The organism is Pseudoalteromonas sp. S408 (genome assembly GCF_005886645.1).
Taxonomy (GTDB): Bacteria; Pseudomonadota; Gammaproteobacteria; order Enterobacterales; family Alteromonadaceae; genus Pseudoalteromonas.
The window spans coordinates 72433-94201 of the sequence record NZ_PNDY01000022.1; the positions used below are offsets into that span (position 1 = coordinate 72433).

General features: G+C 39.5%; 23 protein-coding genes and 1 other RNA gene. 10 read left to right on the forward strand and 14 right to left on the reverse strand.

Annotation, left to right across the window (positions count from 1 at the left end; translation table 11 throughout):
• Positions 1-26: 26 nt before the first annotated feature.
• Positions 27-485 carry a division/cell wall cluster transcriptional repressor MraZ gene (mraZ, locus tag CWB62_RS15560; RefSeq protein WP_006792136.1) on the reverse strand — a complete coding sequence of 153 codons (459 nt, stop codon included), beginning with the start codon at positions 483-485 and terminating at the stop codon, positions 27-29.
• A gap of 496 nt (positions 486-981) precedes the next feature.
• On the opposite strand from mraZ, the gene CWB62_RS15565 reads away from it, so the two are divergent.
• The 3 genes from CWB62_RS15565 to CWB62_RS15575 are packed head-to-tail and all read left to right on the forward strand — an operon-like array spanning position 982 to position 2023.
• Positions 982-1317: a hypothetical protein gene (locus CWB62_RS15565; protein ID WP_058403224.1), complete on the forward strand. Its 336-nt coding sequence runs from the start codon at positions 982-984 to the stop codon at positions 1315-1317.
• 6 nt (positions 1318-1323) lie between these two features.
• On the forward strand, positions 1324-1770 hold the full coding sequence (locus tag CWB62_RS15570) for a threonine/serine exporter family protein (RefSeq protein WP_138529582.1): 447 nt from the start codon (positions 1324-1326) through the stop codon (positions 1768-1770).
• A 10-nt stretch (positions 1771-1780) separates the two neighbouring features.
• Positions 1781-2023 carry a hypothetical protein gene (locus CWB62_RS15575; RefSeq protein WP_138529580.1) on the forward strand — a complete coding sequence of 81 codons (243 nt, stop codon included), beginning with the start codon at positions 1781-1783 and terminating at the stop codon, positions 2021-2023.
• Here the strand turns inward: CWB62_RS15575 and CWB62_RS15580 are convergent, their stop codons facing one another.
• On the reverse strand, positions 2024-2995 hold the full coding sequence (locus tag CWB62_RS15580; RefSeq protein ID WP_138529578.1) for a glutathione S-transferase family protein: 972 nt from the start codon (positions 2993-2995) through the stop codon (positions 2024-2026).
• A gap of 17 nt (positions 2996-3012) precedes the next feature.
• Entirely contained in the window at positions 3013-3858 is an 846-nt protein-coding gene (locus tag CWB62_RS15585) for a pirin family protein (protein ID WP_058403228.1), read from the reverse strand.
• 276 nt (positions 3859-4134) lie between these two features.
• Between CWB62_RS15585 and CWB62_RS15590 the strand changes: the two genes are divergently transcribed.
• Entirely contained in the window at positions 4135-7164 is a 3030-nt protein-coding gene (locus CWB62_RS15590) for a bifunctional diguanylate cyclase/phosphodiesterase (protein ID WP_138529576.1), read from the forward strand.
• A 112-nt stretch (positions 7165-7276) separates the two neighbouring features.
• Entirely contained in the window at positions 7277-8161 is an 885-nt protein-coding gene (locus CWB62_RS15595; RefSeq protein WP_138529574.1) for a LysR family transcriptional regulator, read from the forward strand.
• A gap of 7 nt (positions 8162-8168) precedes the next feature.
• Here the strand turns inward: CWB62_RS15595 and CWB62_RS15600 are convergent, their stop codons facing one another.
• A complete protein-coding gene (locus tag CWB62_RS15600; RefSeq protein WP_058403231.1) occupies positions 8169-9122 on the reverse strand; it encodes a YihY/virulence factor BrkB family protein in 954 nt (317 codons plus the stop codon).
• Between the two features lie 176 nt (positions 9123-9298).
• Between CWB62_RS15600 and CWB62_RS15605 the strand changes: the two genes are divergently transcribed.
• Positions 9299-10315 carry a mechanosensitive ion channel family protein gene (locus CWB62_RS15605; protein WP_502704947.1) on the forward strand — a complete coding sequence of 339 codons (1017 nt, stop codon included), beginning with the start codon at positions 9299-9301 and terminating at the stop codon, positions 10313-10315.
• 58 nt (positions 10316-10373) lie between these two features.
• Here the strand turns inward: CWB62_RS15605 and rnpB are convergent.
• Both rnpB and rsmI read right to left on the reverse strand, forming a co-directional pair.
• Positions 10374-10737: RNase P RNA component class A (rnpB, locus tag CWB62_RS15610), an RNA gene on the reverse strand.
• A gap of 41 nt (positions 10738-10778) precedes the next feature.
• The gene (rsmI, locus tag CWB62_RS15615; RefSeq protein WP_058403232.1) at positions 10779-11636 is read right to left on the reverse strand and encodes a 16S rRNA (cytidine(1402)-2'-O)-methyltransferase; all 858 of its coding nucleotides are present in this window, start codon (positions 11634-11636) and stop codon (positions 10779-10781) included.
• A 61-nt stretch (positions 11637-11697) separates the two neighbouring features.
• On the opposite strand from rsmI, the gene CWB62_RS15620 reads away from it, so the two are divergent.
• The 4 genes from CWB62_RS15620 to dolP are packed head-to-tail and all read left to right on the forward strand — an operon-like array spanning position 11698 to position 15152.
• Positions 11698-13575: a penicillin-binding protein activator gene (locus CWB62_RS15620; RefSeq protein WP_138529570.1), complete on the forward strand. Its 1878-nt coding sequence runs from the start codon at positions 11698-11700 to the stop codon at positions 13573-13575.
• A gap of 24 nt (positions 13576-13599) precedes the next feature.
• Entirely contained in the window at positions 13600-13971 is a 372-nt protein-coding gene (locus tag CWB62_RS15625; RefSeq protein WP_058403234.1) for a YraN family protein, read from the forward strand.
• 25 nt (positions 13972-13996) lie between these two features.
• Positions 13997-14590: an SIS domain-containing protein gene (locus tag CWB62_RS15630; protein ID WP_058550706.1), complete on the forward strand. Its 594-nt coding sequence runs from the start codon at positions 13997-13999 to the stop codon at positions 14588-14590.
• Positions 14583-15152, forward strand: coding sequence for a division/outer membrane stress-associated lipid-binding lipoprotein (gene dolP / locus CWB62_RS15635; protein ID WP_138529568.1), 570 nt, complete (start codon positions 14583-14585; stop codon positions 15150-15152). Before CWB62_RS15630 ends, dolP begins: the two co-directional genes overlap by 8 nt.
• A gap of 60 nt (positions 15153-15212) precedes the next feature.
• Here dolP and CWB62_RS15640 read toward each other — a convergent pair whose 3' ends face one another.
• From CWB62_RS15640 to zapE, 8 genes are all read right to left on the reverse strand, one after another.
• A complete protein-coding gene (locus tag CWB62_RS15640) occupies positions 15213-15647 on the reverse strand; it encodes a ClpXP protease specificity-enhancing factor (RefSeq protein WP_058403237.1) in 435 nt (144 codons plus the stop codon).
• Entirely contained in the window at positions 15647-16273 is a 627-nt protein-coding gene (sspA, locus tag CWB62_RS15645) for a stringent starvation protein SspA (protein ID WP_006792120.1), read from the reverse strand. Before sspA ends, CWB62_RS15640 begins: the two co-directional genes overlap by 1 nt.
• 79 nt (positions 16274-16352) lie before the next feature.
• Positions 16353-17096 (reverse strand): cytochrome c1, encoded by a 744-nt coding sequence (locus CWB62_RS15650; protein WP_058403238.1) that lies wholly within the window; start codon positions 17094-17096, stop codon positions 16353-16355.
• Complete coding sequence (locus CWB62_RS15655; protein WP_006792118.1) at positions 17093-18358, reverse strand: cytochrome b; 1266 nt, start codon at positions 18356-18358, stop codon at positions 17093-17095. Before CWB62_RS15655 ends, CWB62_RS15650 begins: the two co-directional genes overlap by 4 nt.
• Positions 18358-18948: a ubiquinol-cytochrome c reductase iron-sulfur subunit gene (gene petA / locus CWB62_RS15660; protein ID WP_006792117.1), complete on the reverse strand. Its 591-nt coding sequence runs from the start codon at positions 18946-18948 to the stop codon at positions 18358-18360. Before petA ends, CWB62_RS15655 begins: the two co-directional genes overlap by 1 nt.
• A 579-nt stretch (positions 18949-19527) precedes the next feature.
• A complete protein-coding gene (gene rpsI / locus CWB62_RS15665; RefSeq protein WP_086007041.1) occupies positions 19528-19920 on the reverse strand; it encodes a 30S ribosomal protein S9 in 393 nt (130 codons plus the stop codon).
• 8 nt (positions 19921-19928) lie between these two features.
• Positions 19929-20357, reverse strand: a complete 429-nt coding sequence (gene rplM, locus CWB62_RS15670) for a 50S ribosomal protein L13 (protein ID WP_002957960.1) — start codon at positions 20355-20357, stop codon at positions 19929-19931.
• A gap of 270 nt (positions 20358-20627) precedes the next feature.
• On the reverse strand, positions 20628-21716 hold the full coding sequence (gene zapE, locus CWB62_RS15675; RefSeq protein WP_138529566.1) for a cell division protein ZapE: 1089 nt from the start codon (positions 21714-21716) through the stop codon (positions 20628-20630).
• Positions 21717-21769 lie beyond the last annotated feature (53 nt).

Sequence of the window (21769 nt, forward strand, 5' to 3'; positions counted from 1 at the left end):
CTATTGTTTGCCTTTTTTTTGTGCCGTTAGAGTGTAAAGTTATCTAAATCTGAATTAGGCTCAAAATCACCTAGCCTTTCAAGCTCAGTGTCTTGGCGCATCTGTTCGTTCCAACGCGCTTCATCCCAAATTTCAAATTTATTCATTAACCCTACTAGCATTATCTTTTTGCCAAGGTCTGCATGCGCACGCAACGACGGCGCTAACAAAATTCGACCATTTTTATCAAGTTGATACTCTGTCGCATTGCCTAGCAACATGCGTTGCATTCGACGGGCACGTGGATTCATGTTGGAAATTTTAGCTAAACGACTTTCTATTTCTTGCCATTCAGCCAATGGATACAACCATAAGCACGGCTCATTTAACGCGACGGTGCAAATCACTGTACCCTGATCTTCAGATAGCAGAGATTCTCGGTACTTGGTCGGCACCGCAAAACGTCCTTTATCATCCAAACTCAGTGAACTCGCGCCACGGAACATAATTAGCCTGCTTTAAATTATTTTAATCAGCTATTAACTATGCTGATCCAGTTTGATCCACTAAAAACCACTTTTTACCACAGTGCTCCAGTTTAGGGCTTGACAAGCCTTTTTGTCAAGTAAGCTGACCTCCTTTAACGAGTCTCTAAGCTAGAAAAAATAAGGGTTCAGGCGAAGCGGTTGAATTACGTGGGAAAAAGTGGAGATACAAACAAAAAAATATTTTTATCTACTTTAATAACCTTTTGTTTACATGGTTTGATTACTGAATAAACAATGAATAATTACAATTTTTTAGTGGGTTTTACCCACTTTGTAATATTTACTTAGGTTGGTGGTAAGAGTTACTGCTTCGTTTTTATTATATATTTAAAGTGGTTCACTAAAAAACAAAATAGTAATTAAAATCAATGAATTAAGAAAATTACATAGTGTGGTTTGATTGTTGCTTCTATCAATACACTACTTAAATACTTTTACTCATTAAGGATTGATTATGGCTACTGCAACAAATAAGCAAAATACGACTACAGATATTAAGTCTGACACTAAGGCACAAACGACCGATGCCCCACTGACAGAAAAAGCAACATCAGCTGCTCATGATGCTGTTGATGCACTTTCTACAAAAGCAGCAACAGCTGAAAGTAGTGTAAGGAAAGGTGCATCAAGTTCAGCTGAAGCACTGAGTGAAAAGCAGTTAATTGCCCGCGAAAAACTGAGTGAGTGCACAGCTAAAACACGTGCTTTTGCATCTGAAAACCCCCTAGCAACTGCAGGTATTGCGTTTGCAGCGGGTATGTTAATTACTTCACTGTTTCGTCGTAAGTAAAATCTGATGGAAGATTTCCACTCAAGCACAACCAAGGACGGTACAGCGCAAAACCAAACTACTGATCAACAGTATCAAAAGGATGATTGGCAAGATCACATCGCAAAACTTTTAACGTATTCAAAACAGCTCAAGGATGATTATCATACTCAAGGAAAGATCACCCACCAACTTGCGAAAGCTGAGTGGCGCTTATCGTTAAGATCGCTTGCACTGATCTCTATATTTTTAGGCTGTTTTGCCAGTGGTTTGGTTTTGTTGTGGGCGGGAGTGCTTGGCGCGATTGGCTATGGAATATATGACTTATTTGGTTCTGTATGGCTTAGCATTGCAACCGCAACATTGCTGCAAGTGGCGTGTTTGATTTGGTTATGGAAAAGCACCGTTTATTTAAGCAACAAAATAGGGTTTAGCAAAACAATTCGAAGCATTAAGCAATTGTTAAACTTATAAGGATATTAATATGTTAGTTGATATATTAATTAAAAACCCCGATGAGTGTGTAAAAGCGCTGACTAAACAGATGGACTTACAAAGCGAGCTAAAACGACAACATCAAGTCGCTTTTATATATCGATTAAAGCGTTTTGCTGCCAGCAAAGTGGGCTTAAGCAGCGCATTTATAGCTGGCGTTGCCGTTCAGTCAGGCAAAAGCGAAACCAGCCTTATAAGAAAATACGGCTGGCTGCTTAGGTTAATTGGCTAATTAACCTCTACCATGTGCCTGTAAATAATCAATTTTGGGCCCTTTTGGTACAATTTGGGTTGGATTGATCATAGTGTGGCTAAAATAGTAATGTCGTTTGATATGATAAAAATCAACCGTATTTGCAACCCCCTCAACTTGGTATAAATCCCTTAGGTACCCGCTTAACGAAGGGTAACTCTCAATTGTGCGCAAGTTGCATTTAAAATGCCCTACGTAGACACAATCAAACCTTATTAACGTTGTAAATAAACGCCAATCTGCTTCCGTTATTTTGTCGCCCACAAGGTAGCGTTTTTTACTCAATATTTTTTCAACGTTGTCGAGTGCATTAAACACATCATCAAATGCCTGCTCGTAAGCGTGTTTTGCTGTTGCAAATCCAGCTCGGTATACACCGTTATTAATATTTGGATAGACTAATGCATTTAGTTCATCTATTTCACTACGAAGCGATTCAGGGTAGTAATCGTCTTTGTTACCTGTTATTTCGTTAAATGCACTATTAAACATACGTATTATATCGGCAGATTCATTACTCACTATCTTGTTTTGTTTTTTGTCCCACAATACAGGAACGGTTACTCGCCCTGAGTAACTAGAATTATTTTTAGTGTAAACTTGATGTAAGTAATCACTAGCAAACAAGGCATCTCCGGTACTGTAGTTATTTTGATCAAACTCCCAGCCATTAGCTAACATATCGGGGCTTACAACCGATACAGATATGAACTCATCAAGTTTTTTTAAAGTTCGAAAAATAAGCGTACGGTGTGCCCAAGGGCACGCTAACGAAACATATAAATGATAACGCCCAGCCTCAGCTTTAAACCCCCTTTCACCCGTTTTTCCTGGGCTACCGTCAGGCGTGATCCAATTTCGTAATTGCGCGGCCTCTCGCTCAAACTTACCGTCGCTTGAATCTGTGTCATACCATTTATCTTGCCATTGACCATTAACGAGTAATCCCATTATTTGCTCCTCAAAAATTAAATAAGTGTGCCAAATTCACCATTTTGATAATCACGAATGGCTTGATGTATTTCGGCCTGTGTAGTCATAACAAATGGCCCCATATGTGCAATGGGTTGCTTAAGCGGATCACCCGCTAAAATTAATACACCTGCGCCATGTTGCGTTGCTATCTCAATATCACTACCAGGTTCTAAAATTAGTAACTTACCCGCCTTGAGTGTTTGATTATCTTTCGTAATAAGCGACCCAGAATGTACGTAAAGCATCACATTTTGCTGTTTTAACGGGGCTAGCTTTAACAGCTGACCGTCAGGTAAAGTTACATCAGCTAAAGCGGCATTTGCTGAAAGCTTTTGAATACTTGATGTTAATTCGACAGCTTCAAATTGCCATGAACCAGCAAGGGCAGTCAGTGTTACGCCACTTTTATTTTTAAACGTTGGAGCCGGATGTTGCGTTGTGTCTTGGTAAATCGGATCGCGCATTTTTTCTGTGCTTGGCATATTGATCCAAATTTGAAAACCATGAAGTCCATCTTTGGCATCAGCTAAAGGCATTTCACTATGGATCACCCCTTTGCCTGTGCTCATCCATTGCACATCGCCTGCTCTGATCGCTTTTTTATTACCCATTTGATCTTGATGCTCAAATCCACCTTTAATGATATAAGTAAACGTTTCCATACCTCGGTGCGGGTGTGCAGGAAAACCACCCATGTAATCAGCTTCGTTATCTGACTTAAGCTCATCGATCATTAAAAACGGGTCAAGGTATTTACCATCGAATCCAGGTATACGACTTATACTGACACCATCGCCATCTTGTGTTGCATAAGACGTTAATATTTTTGCTATATTCATTTTTTAAATCACTATATGAAATATTATCTATACTCATTAAAGCACTGAAAAAACAAAACAACCATGTCTTTATATCGAGCTAATCGTTCGTTTATATAGAATGTTTTAATGGTGAAATATTTTTTTTATAACAACTTATAAAATATGGTTTTTTTATAATTTATTGACTACAATCACCACTAAATTTACTCAAAAAAGGGACAGGGTATCTTAACTTCATCTCTCAAAAGCCAACTTTATCGACTACTTATTGTTATCAGTATTCCGGGCATCGTTGTGACATTTTTAGCTCTATGGGCTGAGCGTGAGGCTGCAATAGAAAAAAGCCAGGAGAGAGTCGTTAATATTGCAAAACACTTAACCCACCAGCAAACCACAATGATTAGCGAAACTGAGCAGCTCACTCAATTTCTAGCAAACACGATTGCTGACGACACAAACCTCCCTTCAACCTGCCCTGAGTATTTTCACCAAACACACATTCTCTATAATAATGTTGCCAACATTGGTGTGGTAGATGTTAAAGGAAACTTAAAGTGTGTAACCAATGGCATAGTAAAAAATGTTTCTATTAGTGATAGGCAATACTTTAAAAATGCCATAGCGAATAAAAGCTTTTCAATTGGATATTTTCAATACGATCGAAGCATTCAAGCACCCAGTGTTAACTTTGCTTCCCCTATTATTAGTGAGCGAGGGCAATTGAAGGGGGTTGTTGTTACAGTTATTGCGCTTAACTGGTGGAATACAGCCTTGAACAAAGCCGAGTTTCCAAACGGTTCTAAGGCTGTTATTGCTGATTCTAATGGCCTTGTGCTGGCAAGTTACCCGAATTCATTGCTCCCTTTGGGGGAAAAAATAAACAACAAACACTTTTTACATGGCGATAACTCACTTGCTATGTTTAAAGACGCAAACAATGTAAATCAAATTTTTCATCGCGCGACTATTTATAACGATATTAATAACAATAATTTAGAAATTTACATTACATCACCCACTGATAAGTATATTGCTCGCGCAAATACACACTTTTTAGAAACTATTATTTTATTTTTTAGCGCTATTTTAACTATTGCTTTTATTGGGCATCGTATTATCAGGAAAAGTATTTTTTACCCCATTGAAGAACTTGCCCAAGCAACCGACCTATTAGCACAAGGCAATATGCCAACTAAAAAAATTAAGCCTAATAGTCCCGAGCTGTCCGCTTTATATTCACGCTTTGAAGTAATGGCTGAGACTCGTTTGCAAACAGAAGCCGATTTAAAAAATAAACATGACGAACTAACGGGGTTATTAAATGCTCTCCCCGATATGTACCTTAGGTTAAATAACCTAGGTAAGGTACTTAATATTAGTGGCACTATTATCCCGCTATTTTCAGCTAACAATAAATCACCGAAAAAATTATTAGATATTTTACCAACCGACATCACTGAACAAATTTTAAATGAAGCATCAACTCGCAAAGACGTCATCACATTTGATTTTAAAATAAGTACAGGTATAACCACTCATTACTTTGAAGCTCATATCAATCATCTTGAAAAGAACGATGAGTTAATACTTGTGCTACGTGATATCAGCCAACGAAAAGTAAATGAAGACTCGCTTCACTTAGCATCTCTTGTTTACGGCAATAGTAGTGAAAGTATGGCAATTACAGATGCTAACGGTATTATTTTTGATGTAAACCCTGCTTTTTGTGAAACAACACAATATTCGAAAGATGAAGTGATTGGCCACTCTACCCGCATACTTTCATCAGGAGAGCACTCAAAAGAGTTTTATGAGAAAATTTGGGCATCAATAAATGCGACAGGCCGTTGGCAAGGTGAAATTATAAATCGTAAAAAAGATGGGGTGCTGTTCACTGAATGGTTAAACATAGACACGGTTTACGATGAAAATAATAACCCAGCCCGTCGAATCGCTATTTTTACTGATTTAACTGAAAAAATCCAAGCAAATAAAACAATTTGGCGGCAAGCTCATTTTGATCATTTAACCGATTTGCCAAATCGATTAGAGCTTAAAAAACGACTTAATAAACAGTTTTCTAATTCTAAGAATGAAAATGAAACCTTTGTGGTCATGCTTTTAGATATTGATCACTTTAAAGATATCAATGACACTTTAGGCCACCACTACGGAGACAACTTATTAAAGCTAGTGTCACAGCGTATTGTCAATTCAGCTAAAAATGCCGAATTTGTTGCGCGTATTGGCGGCGATGAATTTGTTATTGTATTTAATCAGATTAAAAGTACCCGCCATATCAACCAGATTGCTAGTAATATTTTGCAAAGCTTATCGTCTGCAATACATATAGATAATGAAGAAGTGTTTATAAGTGCCAGTATGGGTATTGCCTGTGCACCTGATGATGGTGAAAATACTGAGCAATTACTAAAAGCAGCCGATCAGGCTATGTATAAAGCAAAAAGTAATGGTCGAAATGGCTTTGAGTTTTTCTCTCGGGATATGAGAGAGCAAGCACAGGCTCGCATGCATTTACTGAAAGACTTGCGCTGTGCAATAGAATATAACCAGTTTGAATTATTTTATCAGCCTATCGTGTCGCTTAACGATTTACATATACACAAGGCCGAAGGCTTAATACGCTGGCAACACCCGCAAAAGGGGCTAATAAGCCCAGTTGCGTTTATTCCACTTGCTGAAGAAACAAGACAAATTAATGCCATTGGGCAATTTGTATTTTCGCAAGCAATAGAAACGCTTACCGATATAAAAAAAATTACAGATAACGATTTTCAAATAAGTATAAACGTCTCGCCCATACAACTATCTACTGCTAATAGTGGCATTGATGATTGGTATGCCATGCTTGATGCCGCTAAAATTCCACCCTCGTCTATTGTTGCAGAAATAACGGAAGGCTTGATGGTTAACCCTGAGGAACTTACACAAAAGCGCCTCAAACAAATTGTGAAATCGGGGATGCAATTGGCGCTTGACGATTTTGGTACAGGCTACTCTTCACTGGCCTACTTGCAGGAAATGGACACTGATTATTTAAAAATTGATAAACGCTTTGTTGATAATATTAAAGCCAACAGCCAAGAGCTCTCGCTTTGCGAGGCAATTATTGTAATGGCTCATCAGCTTGGTTTAAAAGTAATAGCAGAAGGCATTGAAACCCCATTACAGTACCAGCTACTAACTGAAGCTGGCTGTGATTATGGACAAGGCTATTTATTTTCTAAACCGCTTAATAAAAATGACTTTATGACGCTAATCACTAATAAAAGAGTAATGCTTTCTAAGTTAACTGATTGCTGAATAATAAACTTATCTCAAACCTGGGTTTAATTAAACCACTGTTGTTATGCAATAAATAATCGCTTTGAGCGGTCAATTTACGTAGGCAAATAAAGCATTAACAGGAATTTCAATGGCAAAACCCACATTAGATCAATGGCGAATGTTTAAAGCCGTAGTGGACCATGGCGGGTTTGCAGGTGCAAGCGCCGCAGTTTTCAAAAGCCAGTCAACGGTCCATCATGCAGTTCAAAAATTAGAAGCGGCTTTGCAAATAAAATTACTTGAGGTTAAAGGTCGTAAAGCGTTTTTAACTGAAAGTGGGAAACTTATATTGCGCCGCGCAGAGTTTTTAATTGAAGAAGCGAATAAAATAGAGTCAGTTGCAAATACACTAAGTGAAGGTGTGGAAAGCACATTAAAAATAGCAGTTGATGAAGTATTCCCTCAACCTATTTTGTACCAAGCGCTTGCTAAAACAAGTGAGCTTTATCCATTGCTAAAAATAGATTTAATTGAAAGCGTGTTAACCGGTGCCAACGAATTACTCAACAATGCAGTTGTTGATTTAGCTATTTCATCAGTTCCTATTTATGGTATTAGTTGCAGTAAATTAACAGACATTGAATTTATTGCCGTCGCACATACAAATCACCCACTTAACCAGCGCGAAGATCAATTAAGCTTTCGAGATTTAAAACAACATCGACAAATTGTAGTGCGCGACTCTGCAACACACACTAGCCAAGACGAAGGGTGGCTAGGCGCAGATATGCGTTGGACAGTAAGCCATTTACGCAATTCAATTGATATGGTGAGCCAAAACCTAGGTTACGCGTGGCTTCCGTTCAATCAAGTCGCTCACCTAATTGATGATCATACCCTCAAAGTGCTTAATCTTGAACAAGGCACTACGCGTCCTCTTAACTTATATTTAATGTGTAACGACGCAGATAGATTGGGCCCTGCAGCACAAGAATTTAAAGAGCAACTTACAGTAATAATAGCTGCAGAATAGCGGTTAATTAATCGTTTTTGATACCCAGATGATCAGCAACATAAGCGCCGCGTTCACCTAGTTCTTTCTCTGGCCCGATTGTGCTGTCTTTCGCTGTTTGCTGCTCTGTCTCTGCGTTAATAACGGCACCTAAGGTTACAATATACGCACTTATATATAACCACATAAGCATGATCACCACCCCACCCAGCGATCCATAAGTTTCGTTATAACTTGAAAAACGCGATACATAAAATGAAAAGCCAATAGATGCCACAATCCAAAATACGGTTGCAATAACAGAGCCAAGCGTTATCCAACGCCATTTAGCGGCTTTTCTATGCGGTGCATAACGGTATAAAAGCACTAATGCAAAATTAAACGTAAGTGCCAGTATTGGCCACGACACAACCTTGATCAACAAATCAATACTGTCCTTGAGGCCCACTAAATTGAGTACTATGGGCAAGATACCAATAATCAACAGCGCAAAAATAGCGACTAAAATAGCGCCTACCGAAAACATAAAACGAACAAGCTGCGCCCTCAAGAAAGAGCGCTTTTCGTATTCATGATAACTTATATTACAGGCTGTAATTAATGCTTGGCTTCCCTTAGAGCTACTCCAAATAGTGAGTAATAGTGTGCCTAACGCCCCTAAGGTTAAACGTGTTTGAGAGCTTTGTGTGAGATCTGAGATTTGCGATAAAATCAGCTCACGTGAACTACTTGGTATTAAGGATGTAAACTGCCTGAGATGCTCACTGATCTCCACAGGTGAAGCAAAATAAGCGTATATAGAAACCAAAGCAGCAATGGCTGGAAAAATAGCAAGTAGCGCATAAAACGCCACTCCTGCAGACACTAAAGATAAATTGTCTTTACTCATGCGCGCAAAAATACGCTTTGCAATATCCCACCAGCCTTTAATTGGAATATGAGCTGGTTGCTCTGCATGTTGACCTCTTTTTGGCTTTTTCATACTTAATCTCACTATAATTAGTACTTTAATGAAGCAAAATAACTGCCAACTTAAAAAAGGTGTTTGGTATTAAACTTGCTGTTAAAGTAAAAGTAATTAAACACGGAAGAAACCCAATGCCTACAATAGCATCAGACGTACAATCGGCTGCCAGTACACCGTCATTAAACCCCGTAATGGATGAAAATGTATTTTCATGGCAATTTTTTTATGACCAAACCATGCAATTAGTTCACGCTACAGCGCAAATATTACCCACCTTGTTACTAGGTTTACTCTTACTCACTATTAGCTATTTTACAGCTGGCCCTCTTTCACGCTTGCTCACAAAGCCGATCTCTTTTGTAACCGATAGTAAACTAGTGTTACTTGTCGCAAGGCGCGGTATTAGCACTTTAATCATTTTATTAGGCCTGTATCTATTTTTACGTTTAGCTGGGCTCACTGAGTTTGCGGTAGCTGTGATGAGCGGGACCGGTTTAATAGGTTTAATATTAGGCTTTGCTTTTAGAGACATTGCTGAGAACTTTATCGCAAGCTTACTCTTAAGTGTGCAACGCCCGTTTAAAATAGACGACGTCATTGAAGTAGATGGACGTTTAGGCGTTATCAAAAAAGTAACAGCTCGCGCAACAACGCTTGTTGACTACGATGGAAACCACATTCAAATTCCTAATGCTACAGTATATAAAAACACCATAAAAAATTTAACTGCCAACCCAAAAATGCGCGGTAAAGTAGAAATAGGTATAGGTTACGATAACGACATACGCAGCGCGCAAACGCTAGCCCTAAATATAATAAATCAACAAGCCGCGGTATTAAGCGATCCCCCTGCACAAGTACTTATAAAGAATTTAGGCTCATCAACCATAAATTTTATTTTATATTTTTGGGTAAATGGGCAACAGCACAGCCCCCTAAAAGTAAGCTCTCAAATAATGCGTGAATTAGTCAATGAGTTTACCGAACAAAATATTAGTATGCCGGATGATGCCCGAGAACGAATTTTATTAACTAGTTCAAGTACAGATTTTATAAACTCAATACCCAAGCAAGATTCAAATACTGAGGTAAGGTCTGAGACACATGAACAAACCTTAACGCTTAACGATGTAAGCAGCGATACCGACGAAATACGCGAACAGGCAGAGCAGTCAAGGGATCCAGAGCAAGGAAAAAATATTATTTAGATCAATAAAATTTAGACACAAAAAAGCCCGCAGTGTTAACTGCGGGCTTTTTATTGAATGAGTGAGTCAGCCTATAAGCCGGGTTTTGTCCTTTCCGAAGAAAGTGATAATCATTCGTCTAGGCCATAAATCGCTCTATGGCTCAAGCAACCTACCCGGTTCCAACGTGGGCCACGCCATAAGGAACCCTATTTGGTCTTGCTCCGAGTGGAGTTTACCTTGCAACCGACTATTACTAGCGGCCCGGTGCGCTCTTACCGCACCCTTTCACCCTTACCAACCGAGGTTGGCGGTCTTCTCTCTGCTGCACTTGTCGTGGGCTCACGCCCCCCAGCCGTTAGCTGGCACTCTGCCCTGTGGAGCCCGGACTTTCCTCCCCCTGATCATTTTCGTCACAGGCAGCGATTATCTTGGCTGACTCGGCGCGCAGTATACATGACGCTAAAGCCAAGCGCAGTAATATTTACTCTTTTTCTTCAATAATTGTTTTGTATAGTGCATTTTTTTTCATGCCAAAGTAGTCGGCTACAACACCACACGCTTTTTTCATTGGCATTTCTTTTTCAAGTAGAGCCAACATTTTACGAGCCTCAGGTGGAATATCGTCTACAAGCTTGGGTTTGCCCGGCAGCATGAGTACAATTTCGCCGCGTTGCTTAGTAGGATCGTCAGTTAAAAACTGCTTAAGCTCAGTTACCGTTCCATTAAAAAAGGTTTCAAAGGTTTTGGTGAGTTCTTTAGCAAACACCACCTGCTGTTCACTGCCAAGTGCAGTTTCTAAATCGTCAAGGCTTGCCATAATACGGTGTGTGCTTTCATACATAATGCTGGTAATACCTGAATTTACCGCTTCGATGAAAAAGTCTTGGCGCGCTTTACTTTTAGCGGGCGTAAAGCCAATAAACTGAAAGCGGTCAGTAGGTAAACCTGAACAACACACTGCGGTTATAGCAGCGCATGCACCAGGCACAGGGGTTACGCTTGCGCCTTGTTCACGGCATAAGTTTACAACCGCATATCCTGGGTCACTAATGAGCGGCGTACCAGCATCTGACACTAAGGCTATATTTAACCCCTGATTTAGTTGATCAATAATTTGCTGCGCTTTTTGTTTTTCGTTGTGATCATGTAATGCAAATGTTTTTGCTTTAATACCAAAATGGCTGAGCAGCTTTCCGGTGTGGCGAGTATCTTCAGCAGCGATTAAGTCAACTTGCGATAATGTCGCGATTGCTCGCTGACTTAAGTCGTCATAATTGCCAATTGGGGTGGCAACAATGTAAAGAGTGCCAATTTTATGTGAATTCTCCTCATTTAACATTGAGGTCTCCTGCGTCAGTCAGTAATATAAGCAAATCGCGTTAACGTATTGGGAAATCATTGTGCGACTTAAACTAGTTGGTCTATTAATTATATTGTCAGGGTTATCGGCGTGTAGCACAACCGAAAAACCAATTAAAAAAAGCGATAACTTCAGCAGCAGTGCTAATGCGCTAAAAAATCAAGCAACCAGTGCGCAGTCTATCTATCAATTAGCCGTAAATCGTCAAGGTGCTGACAAAATACAATTATTGTATAGCGCACGTGATGCCGCTATTTCTGAAAAAAACTGGCCATTATTAGAGCAAATCGGTAGCGACCTTGAGCTAACAGCAAGTGTCGATCAAACTCAAAATCGTCTTTATATTGCATACGCGCAGAAACAACAAAATAAAAATGACCAGGCTTTAATTATTTTACAATCGTTAGATGGGCAACTAACACAGCCTGAGCACTTTGCATGGCATCAGTTTTTAACAGCTAGCATTTATGCCTCACAAAATTTTCCAAAAAAAGCAGCTCCCTACTTTTTTAGAGCATCTGAGACATCTGCAAAAAGTAAAATTGACATCCCGCAACTCGAGCAACAGTTATGGGATAACCTAAAACAGTTATCTTCCTATGCATTGGAGCGTTTTAACCGCGGCTCTGTTATTCAACAAGGCTGGGTAAACCTTGCTCTATACCACCAAGTATATGCAGGTAGCGGTGTAGAACTTGACCAAGCAATTAATAACTGGCGACGTCGTTACGTAGGGCACCCTGCTGGCACTGTTTTACCTAAACAAGACGGAGGTTTTGTTGAGTTAGCACCGTTGAATATTAATCGTCTAGTGCTTTTATTTCCTCAGTCTGGCCCAAACGAAAGACTAGGAAATGCATTAAAAGCTGGTGCTCTGGCGGCCTTAGACAAACAAAACATTAATGAAGCTATTTTTATTGATGAGAATTTAAGTACTGCAGAAATTGCTGCAAAGCTTGATCAAATAAATCCTGATTTTGTAGTTGGCCCACTACTTAAAGCAAATATAGATAAGCTAACAGCTGCTGAAACACTGATTAACATTCCAACACTACATTTGAATACATTCGACGGAAACACTATTTCGCTTCAACATTATTATTTTGCGTTAAATCCTGAGCATGAGGTAGAACAAGCATTAGAGCACTTTCTGGCTATGGGATACCAAAAACCTATGTTACTTGCCCCAGAAAACAATAATGGCCAGCGTTTAGTTGATTTTTTTAATCAGCAATGGCAACGCTATAGCGAGACTAAACCTCAAATTGGTTTTTATGAAAACAACCAAGACATGCCTAAAACCATTACTAACTTATTAGAAGTGGACAAATCTAAAGAGCGTATAAAAACAATCAAAGCATTATTTAAGCAAGAAGTTGAGAGTGAAACACGCTCACGCAGTGATATTGATGTCATTTATATTTTAGGTGATGCTACAGAAACCCGTTTAATTAAGCCTTATCTTGACGTTAACATTAGTACGTTTGCACAACGGATCCCGCTTTATGCCAGTTCTAAAAGTCATAGCAAACAGATAGATTCGACCGATAAAGGCGACCTAGATGGACTCTACTTTACAGAGTTACCTTGGATGCTTAACTCGCAAATAAAACAACATAATTTACGTGAGCAGTACAACACCCTTTGGCCTGAGCAAGCCGACATAAGTCAACGCTTATTCGCTATGGCATACGATGCAGTACTAGTTATTAATGATATTAGGCAACTGAGCTTAATGCCTGGTAATCAATTTAGTGGTTTGAGCGGTAAGTTATCAGTTAATAGTAATGGCCACATACAACGAGTGCTTGATTGGGCGCAATATACTAATCGCCAAATTAAGCCCGTTCAGCTTAAAACACAGCGCCCTGTGCCCTTGTTTATGCAGTCAGCCAGTGGTGTGCAAACTTTAAATTAGACTTTATTAAGTTAAGGGGGCGACATGTCGTGGTTTAAAGAGCTGTGGCAAAATAGTCGTGAAAAAGGTCAGTACTACGAGCTACAAGCGCAAAAATACCTAGTGTCGCAAGGGTTAAAGCCTATAGAGCGTAATTATTACTGCCCCTTTGGTGAGCTCGATATTATTATGAAAGAGGGAAACACCCTTGTATTTGTAGAAGTGAAGTTTCGCAAAAATAACGCACGAGGCGGTGCTAATTATGCGCTCAGTGCACAAAAGCAAGCGCGGCTTAAACGCAGTATTTATCATTACTTAGCGGCTAAAAACTTAACAAATCAGGCATTAAGAATTGACTATGTAGCCATAACTGGAGAATCATCTCCTACATATAATTGGCTTAAAAACGTATTTTAAAATACTAAAAATAAATTGGTAGGCTATGCAAGACACAATAAAAGAAATTTTTACAGAAAGTATTCAAGTTCAAATAGCTGCTGGAGAAGTCCTACCCAGTGCACTTGAATCGGCCGCATTTACAATTGCACAAAGCCTAATTAATGGTAATAAGTTAATTTGTTGCGGAACAGCTAACTGTCATATGCTTGCGCAACACATGGCGGGGATATTGGTTAATCACTATGAAACAGAGCGTCCTTGCTTACCTGCTATTGCTTTATCACAAGAAAATATAAATCTTGGGCAAAACAATCACAGTGATGATCACGACACATTTGCTCGCCAAATCCGTGCTTTTGCTCAGCAAGGTGACTTACTATTGGTATTAGCAATTAATGGCAATGAAAAACAAGTCATTTCAGCCGTTGAAGCTGCCCTCACACGCGATATGAAGGTCATTGTTATGGTGGGTGACGACGGGGGTGAATTAGTGGGTTTACTTGGCCCTAATGATGTTGAAATAAGAACACCGTCTAAACGCCCTAGCCGAATTATAGAGTCGCATTTAACTAACTTACACTGTTTAAGTGAACTCATAGATTTAACGCTTTTCCCTCAGGATGAAAATTATGTTTAAACGCTCTCTCATCGTATTAGGCACCGTTGTTTTATTACAAGGCTGCGCCGCAGCTGTTGTAGCCGGTACAGCCAGTGCAGTAACCGCTGCAAATGACCGTCGCACCATAGGCTCACAAATTGATGATAACAATATAGAAATTAAAGCCAGTATTGCTATTAGTGAAGTTGAACGCCTAGAAAAATCAGCTCGAGTTAACGCCATAAGTGTTAATGGTATTGTTCTACTTGTTGGTCAAGTTGCTAATCAGGAAATGAAAAACGAAGCGCAAATAACCGTAGAGTCAATTGCTGGCATTCGTAAAATTCATAACCAACTTCGTATTGGTTCAAATATTGGTATAACCACGCAAACACACGACTCATGGCTTACCTCCAAGGTAAAAGCGCAGTTACTAGCAACTAAAGATATTAGCAGCAATAACATTAAAGTGGTTACAGAAAACGCTGAGGTGTATTTAATGGGCTTGGTGTCTCAAGATGAAGCTAATCGCGCAGTTAATATTGCACGTAATGTGTCGGGCGTTGAGCGCGTTGTAAAGGTATATGAATATATTAATTAAAAGTCACTAAATTACAGCAATAAAAAAACCGCTTTTAAGCGGTTTTTTATAATCTACATATTATTTTATAACACGTAAATGCGAGCCTTTTTTCTTTTCAGGTTTTTCTGGTGGTGTTTCATCTATATACTCTGATGAATCAACACTTTCTAGACCTTCATCAAACTCGTCTTCGTCCTCTACAAACTCGTCTGCAGTAAAGACTGTACCTTCGCCGTTTTCACGAGCGTAAATTGCAAGCACAGCACCTAAAGGTACATAAACTTGCATTGGCTGACCGCCAAAACGCGCGTTAAAACTAAGTTGAGTTAAGTCTAACGAAAACTGTGTAACTGCAGATGGGCTAATGTTCAGCACAATTTGTCCATCTTGCACAAACTGTGTAGGCACTTGCACATTTGCAAAACCAGCGTCCACCACAATATGCGGCGTACAATCGTTATCGACTATCCAATCAAAAAAAGCACGTAATAAATAAGGACGATTAGGCGTCATTATAAACGGATCTCACGCTCAGCTTCAGTTAACGAAGCTTGGAATGATTCACGTTCAAATAAACGGATCATGTACTCTTTCATCTCTTTAGAACCAGCACCATTAAGCTCAATACCAAACTCAGGTAAACGCCATAGTAGTGGGGCTAAGTAACAATCTACTAAGCTAAACTCTTCACTCATAAAGTAAGGTGCTTCGCTAAAAATAGGAGCTACCGCAAGTAATGCCTCAGTTAACTCTTTACGAGCTTGTGCTGCATCTGATGTGTTATTGCTGATTTTAGCAGCAAGGCTGTACCAATCAGTGTCAATACGGTGCATCATTAAACGGCTACGGCCACGCATGACCGGATATACAGGCATTAGTGGAGGGTGAGGAAAACGTTCATCAAGGTATTCCATGATGATATTTGCCTGATATAAACCAAGCTCACGGTCAATCAGTGTTGGCACTGTACCGTAAGGGTTAATTTCGTGAAGTGCTTCTGGCAGATTGTCCTTTTCAGCCAAATGAATATCTACACTTACACCTTTTTCTGCAAGTACTATGCGTACTTGGTGGCTATACATACAGTTAGCCCCAGAGAAAAGGGTCATTACAGGGCGCTTATTGGCAGCTACGGCCATGCCTACCTCCATTAAATAACTAAAACAGCAATAGGGGCTTAAGCCCCTATTGCAAAATTACCTTTAAATATGTTCAAAATTAATGAACATCTCTCCAGTATTCTTTCTTAAGCATAAATGCCAAGATAAATAGGATAATTAAAAATCCGATTACCTTAATACCTAGCGCTTCCGATTCAAGTCGAGTCGGCTCACCGACGTACTCTAGGAAGTTCGTTAAATCACGAACTGCTTGGTCATACTCATCTACGCTCATTTCACCTGAACCATCTGTTTCAGTACCTGTGATATGTACAGTTTTTACACCGTCAACAGTTACTTCTTCAGTAATAGGAGTAGGAACACCCTGAAGTTCTTGTAGAACATGTGGCATACCTACTGATGGGAATAACGTATTATTTACACCAAACGGGCGAGACTCATCTTTATAAAATGATTTCAAGTACGTGTAAATCCAATCACTTCCGCGTACACGTGCAACATTGGTTAAATCCGGCGGAGCCGCACCAAACCATTTCGCTGCATCATCTTTAGCCATTGAATTCTTGATATGGCTACCAACTTTTGAACCATCAAAAATAAGTTGCTCTTGGCCAACTTCCGTTGGAATACCAATATCACGGAAAGTACGTTCATAACGTTGGTACTGCATTTGATGACAACCAAGACAGTAGTTCATGAACAACTTAGCACCGCGCTGCAAAGATGGCTGATCAGATATATCGTTACCCGCTTCCATTAAAGGAACCGACGGACCTGCCGCCATTGCAGGTAACATATTTACTGATAAAGCGAATAAACCAATAATTAGTTTTTTCATCATTTCGTTAACCTCTCAGGCAATGGCTTAGTTTTTTCATTCTTACTGTAAACAAATAACAGCACGAAGAACATAAAGTAAGTCACAGTACAAACTTGCGAAACAATCGTTTTAAAGTCAGTTTGCGGTGTAGCACCAACCCAACCTAAAAGAACAAAAGTAACAACAAAGCCTGCAATGTTCCATTTGTGGAAACCACAACGGTAACGAACAGAGCGAACTGAACCACGGTCAATCCAAGGTAATAACGCAAGTACTACAATTGACGCCCCCATTGCTGCAACACCCATTAGTTTATCTGGGATTGCACGCAAGATTGCGTAAAATGGCGTAAAGTACCAAACAGGGAATATATGTTCCGGTGTTTTAAGTGGGTTTGCCGCTTCAAAGTTTGGCGCTTCTAAGAAGAAACCACCCATAGCAGGCATAAAGAACACAACCCAACAAAACAGGATTAAGAAACCAACCACGCCCACAATATCTTTTACTGTGTAATAAGGGTGGAACGGAATCGCATCAATAATGTCTTTTTTATCAGTGTAATATTCATGGAACTTAAATTTAGGCTTATCTTCTTCAGGAACCGTGCCTTTTTTACGTTTGTTATCAATACCGTCTGGGTTATTAGAACCCACCTCATGTAGTGCAACAATGTGTAAAAATACTAGAATAACAATAACTAATGGTAGTGCAATAACATGTAATGCAAAGAAGCGGTTAAGCGTTGCACCTGAAATTACGTAGTCACCACGGATCCAAAGTGTAAGGTCATCACCAATAACAGGGATTGCACCAAACAATGAAATAATTACCTGCGCACCCCAAAATGACATTTGACCCCATGGTAGTAAATACCCCATGAATGCCTCAGCCATCAGTGCTAAGAAAATAAACATACCAAACAACCACAGTAGCTCACGTGGCTTTTGATAAGAACCGTAGATCATGCCACGGAACATATGCAGATAAACAACAATGAAAAACGCAGACGCACCGGTTGAATGCAGATAGCGCAGTAACCAACCATAATCTACATCACGCATGATATATTCTATTGATGCAAATGCACCTTCAGCAGACGGTACGTAGTTCATTGTTAGCCAAATGCCGGTCAGTATTTGGTTCACTAGTACTAACATTGCCAATGAGCCAAAGAAGTACCAAAAGTTAAAGTTTTTAGGTGCTGGATACTGTGCAATATGCATGTTCCAAACACGTGTCATTGGGATTCTGTCGTCAATCCAACCAATAATCTTACCAAACATTAGGCCACCCCTTGTTCTTCGCCCACTAAAATAGTGGTTTCATCAAGAAAAGTATATGGTGGAATTTCTAAGTTTAATGGTGCTGGAACCGATTGAAAAACACGGCCAGCCATATCAAATTTAGAACCGTGACATGGACAATAAAAACCATCATCAGTCCCTTCCACTTTTTCACCAAAGCCACCTTGTAAAAAGCTAGGTGAACATCCTAAATGCGTACAAATACCTACAGCGACAAAAATCTCTGGACGTAATGAACGGTAATCATTTGTTGATGATTCTAATTGTTGTGGCTCTTGCGATTGCGGATCACGAAGTTGACCTTCATGTTCTTTCATTTGCTCAAGCATTTTTGGGGTTCGTGATACAACCCATACAGGTTTACCACGCCACTCGACACGTATTAATTGTCCAGGTTCCAGTTTGCTGATATCTACTTCTACAGGCGCACCCGCAGATTTAGCTCGCTCACTTGGATTCCAAGACGCAATAAAAGGAACAGCAGCCCCAGCCGCACCAACACCACCAACAACAGAGGTAGCTATGGTTAAAAAGCGACGTCGGCCATTGTCTACAGGCGCATTGCTCATCCACTTATCTCCACTTACGATTCTCAACACTTGCTATATTGAGAACATCAGTTACAGCAGGTTAATTATTCGAAATTTTTAAAATAGAAATGATCATAATTAAAACCCTTGTTTAAAACAAGGTTATTAGCAACTCAGGTCTTGAAAAATATTAATTTCACCAATGGTTTTATTAAGCTAGTTCGAGCACGAGCTGAAAAGTAATAATATCACTTCTGTAAAAACGATGTAGTGACCAAGATCAACTCCACTAAGCGGAAGTTTTAAGACTACACATAGTGTTATAAAACTTGATCGTTTTACTTCCACGCCAATTGTAGCAAAAAATTCCATCAATTAACTGATGGATTTAAACTAATTACGATAATTATTTAACTTTTTTGCAGCGATCTGGCTATTTACTTCCTTTCGTACAATTAATACGCCGTTATTGCACAGTGTGATCATCATAAACGGTAATTTGCAATGTACAGGTTAGGCTAACAATTTATCAAAATGGAAAGGAATCTGAAGAAATTTTACGCCAATAACAAAAAACCCAGCATAAGCTGGGTTTTTGAATTCTTGATAACGTATAGATTAACGTTTTGAGAACTGTGGACGCTTACGCGCTTTCTTAAGACCCACTTTCTTACGTTCAACTTTACGTGCATCACGAGTAACGAAACCTGCTTTACGAAGTTGTGGACGTAGTGACTCGTCAAACTCCATAAGTGCACGAGTGATACCGTGACGGATAGCACCAGCTTGACCAGTTGTACCACCACCAGAAACGGTGATGAAAAGGTCAAACTTTTCAGTCATATCAACAAGCTCAAGAGCTTGATGAACAACCATGCGTGCTGTTTCGCGACCAAAGTACTCTTCTAAAGAGCGCTTGTTGATTACGATGTTACCAGTGCCTGGGCGTAAGAATACGCGAGCACTTGAACTTTTACGACGACCTGTACCGTAGTATTGATTTGCCATGATAGTGCTCCTTAAATGTCTAGAACCTGAGGCTGTTGTGCAGCATGGTTATGCTCAGTACCTGCGTAAACTTTAAGTTTACGGTACATTGCGCGGCCTAAAGGACCACGTGGCAACATGCCTTTAACTGCTTTCTCGATGATCATTTCAGGCTTTGCAGCTTGAAGTTTATCAAAAGTAGTAGACTTAAGGCCACCTGGAAAACCAGAGTGAGCGTAGTACACTTTATCTTTGAATTTGTTACCAGTTACAGTAACTTTCTCAGCGTTGATAACGATGATGTAATCACCAGTATCTACGTGTGGAGTGTATTCAGCTTTATGCTTACCGCGTAGGCGATGAGCGATTTCAGTAGCGATGCGACCTAAAGTTTTACCTTCAGCGTCAACTACGTACCAGTCACGTTTTACTGTTTCTGGTTTAGCAACAAACGTTTTCATTTATAAAAATCCAATGTTTTTCAATTAAAACCACAAGTAGTTAATATTAACTACTGCTCTAAGTTTGCTATAACCCCTTCGAGTTTTAGACTTTTGCGCCGCTCATTAGTGGCTAAACTATATGAAGGCATAGAACGCAACGTGGCAGACGCGGGAGTATACCAGCACTTAAATCACATTGCTACCGATCGGTTGTTTTTCCCACAAGAAAATTATCGCTATTTAAAAATAAGTGTTAAGAAAGCAAAACGACCGGCATTCTAATGTTTATTAAGCTAAATGTTCTCTCGCTAAATACTCTAACGACTGCATTTCTTGTAAACGGCTTATGCAGCGTTTAAATTCAAAATTTAAGTTGCCTTGCGTGTAAAGTTCGGTAATTGGTTTTTCGGCTGAAATAATTAACGTCACGTGGCGTTCGTAAAATTCATCGACTAAAGCAATAAAACGCCTTGCTGCATCATCATTGTTCTGACCAAGCTGTTTTACATTAGAAATAATGACCGTGTTATATAAACGACTAATTTCCATGTAATCGACTTGGCTTCGAGCGGTCTCACACAATTCACTAAATTCAAATAGCACAACATTTTGGGCTACTTTGCGTGTTTTTATTAAGCGCCCTTCTATTTCTATAGGTTGATCGAGTTGACCCGGTTCAGCTGACAACTTATCAAAATATTCTAACAGGTTTTTATCCGCTTGTTCATCAAGCGGACTGTGAAAAATTTCAGCTTGTTCTAACGTTCTCAATCGATAATCAATACCCGAGTCAACATTCACTATTTCAGTATTGAGTTTTACCAGCTCAATGGCAGGCATAAAACGAGCACGTTGAAGGCCGTTTCGATATAAATCGTCAGGCACTATATTAGAGGTAGCGACTAAAACAATTCCGCGAGCAAACAATGCTTCCATTAAACCACCAAGCAACATGGCATCCGTTATATCTTGAACAAAAAACTCATCAAAACAAATGATGTCTGTTTCTGATTTAAATATGTCTGCAACTTTTTCCAGAGGGTTGGCCGTGTTATTTAGTTTTTTTAATTCGTCATGCACACGGTGCATAAAACGATGAAAATGCACGCGCATTTTTCGTTCACCTGGCAATGCTTCGTAGAAAGTATCAACTAAGTACGTTTTCCCACGTCCAACTCCACCCCAAAAATAAAGCCCTTTTATAGGTTCGGGTTCATTTTTACTAAATAAACTAGCGAAAAAACCTGTTGATTTTGGTTTTGCTTGTGTGAGGTCATCGTATAAACGTTGCAAGTGGCGCACAGCATTTTCTTGTGCTGCGTCGTGTACAAAGTCATCTCGTTTTAAATCTTGTTGATATGTTTGCCAAGGAGTCATATGTATTTTCTGTCAAAACGCAGTTTAATTTGTAAAGCATATTAACACGCATC

Excerpts from the sequence above, each read along its gene's own strand:
- CWB62_RS15605 (WP_502704947.1), top strand. The coding sequence starts at position 9,299 with ATGGATGAAAATGTATTTTCATGGCAATTTTTTTATGACCAAACCATG.
- CWB62_RS15585 (WP_058403228.1), bottom strand. The coding sequence starts at position 3,858 with ATGAATATAGCAAAAATATTAACGTCTTATGCAACACAAGATGGCGAT.
- CWB62_RS15630 (WP_058550706.1), top strand. The coding sequence starts at position 13,997 with ATGCAAGACACAATAAAAGAAATTTTTACAGAAAGTATTCAAGTTCAA.
- CWB62_RS15640 (WP_058403237.1), bottom strand. The coding sequence starts at position 15,647 with ATGACGCCTAATCGTCCTTATTTATTACGTGCTTTTTTTGATTGGATA.
- CWB62_RS15655 (WP_006792118.1), bottom strand. The coding sequence starts at position 18,358 with ATGTTTGGTAAGATTATTGGTTGGATTGACGACAGAATCCCAATGACA.
- sspA (WP_006792120.1), bottom strand. The coding sequence starts at position 16,273 with ATGGCCGTAGCTGCCAATAAGCGCCCTGTAATGACCCTTTTCTCTGGG.
- CWB62_RS15595 (WP_138529574.1), top strand. The coding sequence starts at position 7,277 with ATGGCAAAACCCACATTAGATCAATGGCGAATGTTTAAAGCCGTAGTG.
- mraZ (WP_006792136.1), bottom strand. The coding sequence starts at position 485 with ATGTTCCGTGGCGCGAGTTCACTGAGTTTGGATGATAAAGGACGTTTT.
- rsmI (WP_058403232.1), bottom strand. The coding sequence starts at position 11,636 with ATGTTAAATGAGGAGAATTCACATAAAATTGGCACTCTTTACATTGTT.
- CWB62_RS15650 (WP_058403238.1), bottom strand. The coding sequence starts at position 17,096 with ATGATGAAAAAACTAATTATTGGTTTATTCGCTTTATCAGTAAATATG.
- dolP (WP_138529568.1), top strand. The coding sequence starts at position 14,583 with ATGTTTAAACGCTCTCTCATCGTATTAGGCACCGTTGTTTTATTACAA.
- CWB62_RS15600 (WP_058403231.1), bottom strand. The coding sequence starts at position 9,122 with ATGAAAAAGCCAAAAAGAGGTCAACATGCAGAGCAACCAGCTCATATT.
- CWB62_RS15570 (WP_138529582.1), top strand. The coding sequence starts at position 1,324 with ATGGAAGATTTCCACTCAAGCACAACCAAGGACGGTACAGCGCAAAAC.
- CWB62_RS15625 (WP_058403234.1), top strand. The coding sequence starts at position 13,600 with ATGTCGTGGTTTAAAGAGCTGTGGCAAAATAGTCGTGAAAAAGGTCAG.
- CWB62_RS15565 (WP_058403224.1), top strand. The coding sequence starts at position 982 with ATGGCTACTGCAACAAATAAGCAAAATACGACTACAGATATTAAGTCT.
- zapE (WP_138529566.1), bottom strand. The coding sequence starts at position 21,716 with ATGACTCCTTGGCAAACATATCAACAAGATTTAAAACGAGATGACTTT.
- rplM (WP_002957960.1), bottom strand. The coding sequence starts at position 20,357 with ATGAAAACGTTTGTTGCTAAACCAGAAACAGTAAAACGTGACTGGTAC.
- petA (WP_006792117.1), bottom strand. The coding sequence starts at position 18,948 with ATGAGCAATGCGCCTGTAGACAATGGCCGACGTCGCTTTTTAACCATA.
- CWB62_RS15575 (WP_138529580.1), top strand. The coding sequence starts at position 1,781 with ATGTTAGTTGATATATTAATTAAAAACCCCGATGAGTGTGTAAAAGCG.
- CWB62_RS15580 (WP_138529578.1), bottom strand. The coding sequence starts at position 2,995 with ATGGGATTACTCGTTAATGGTCAATGGCAAGATAAATGGTATGACACA.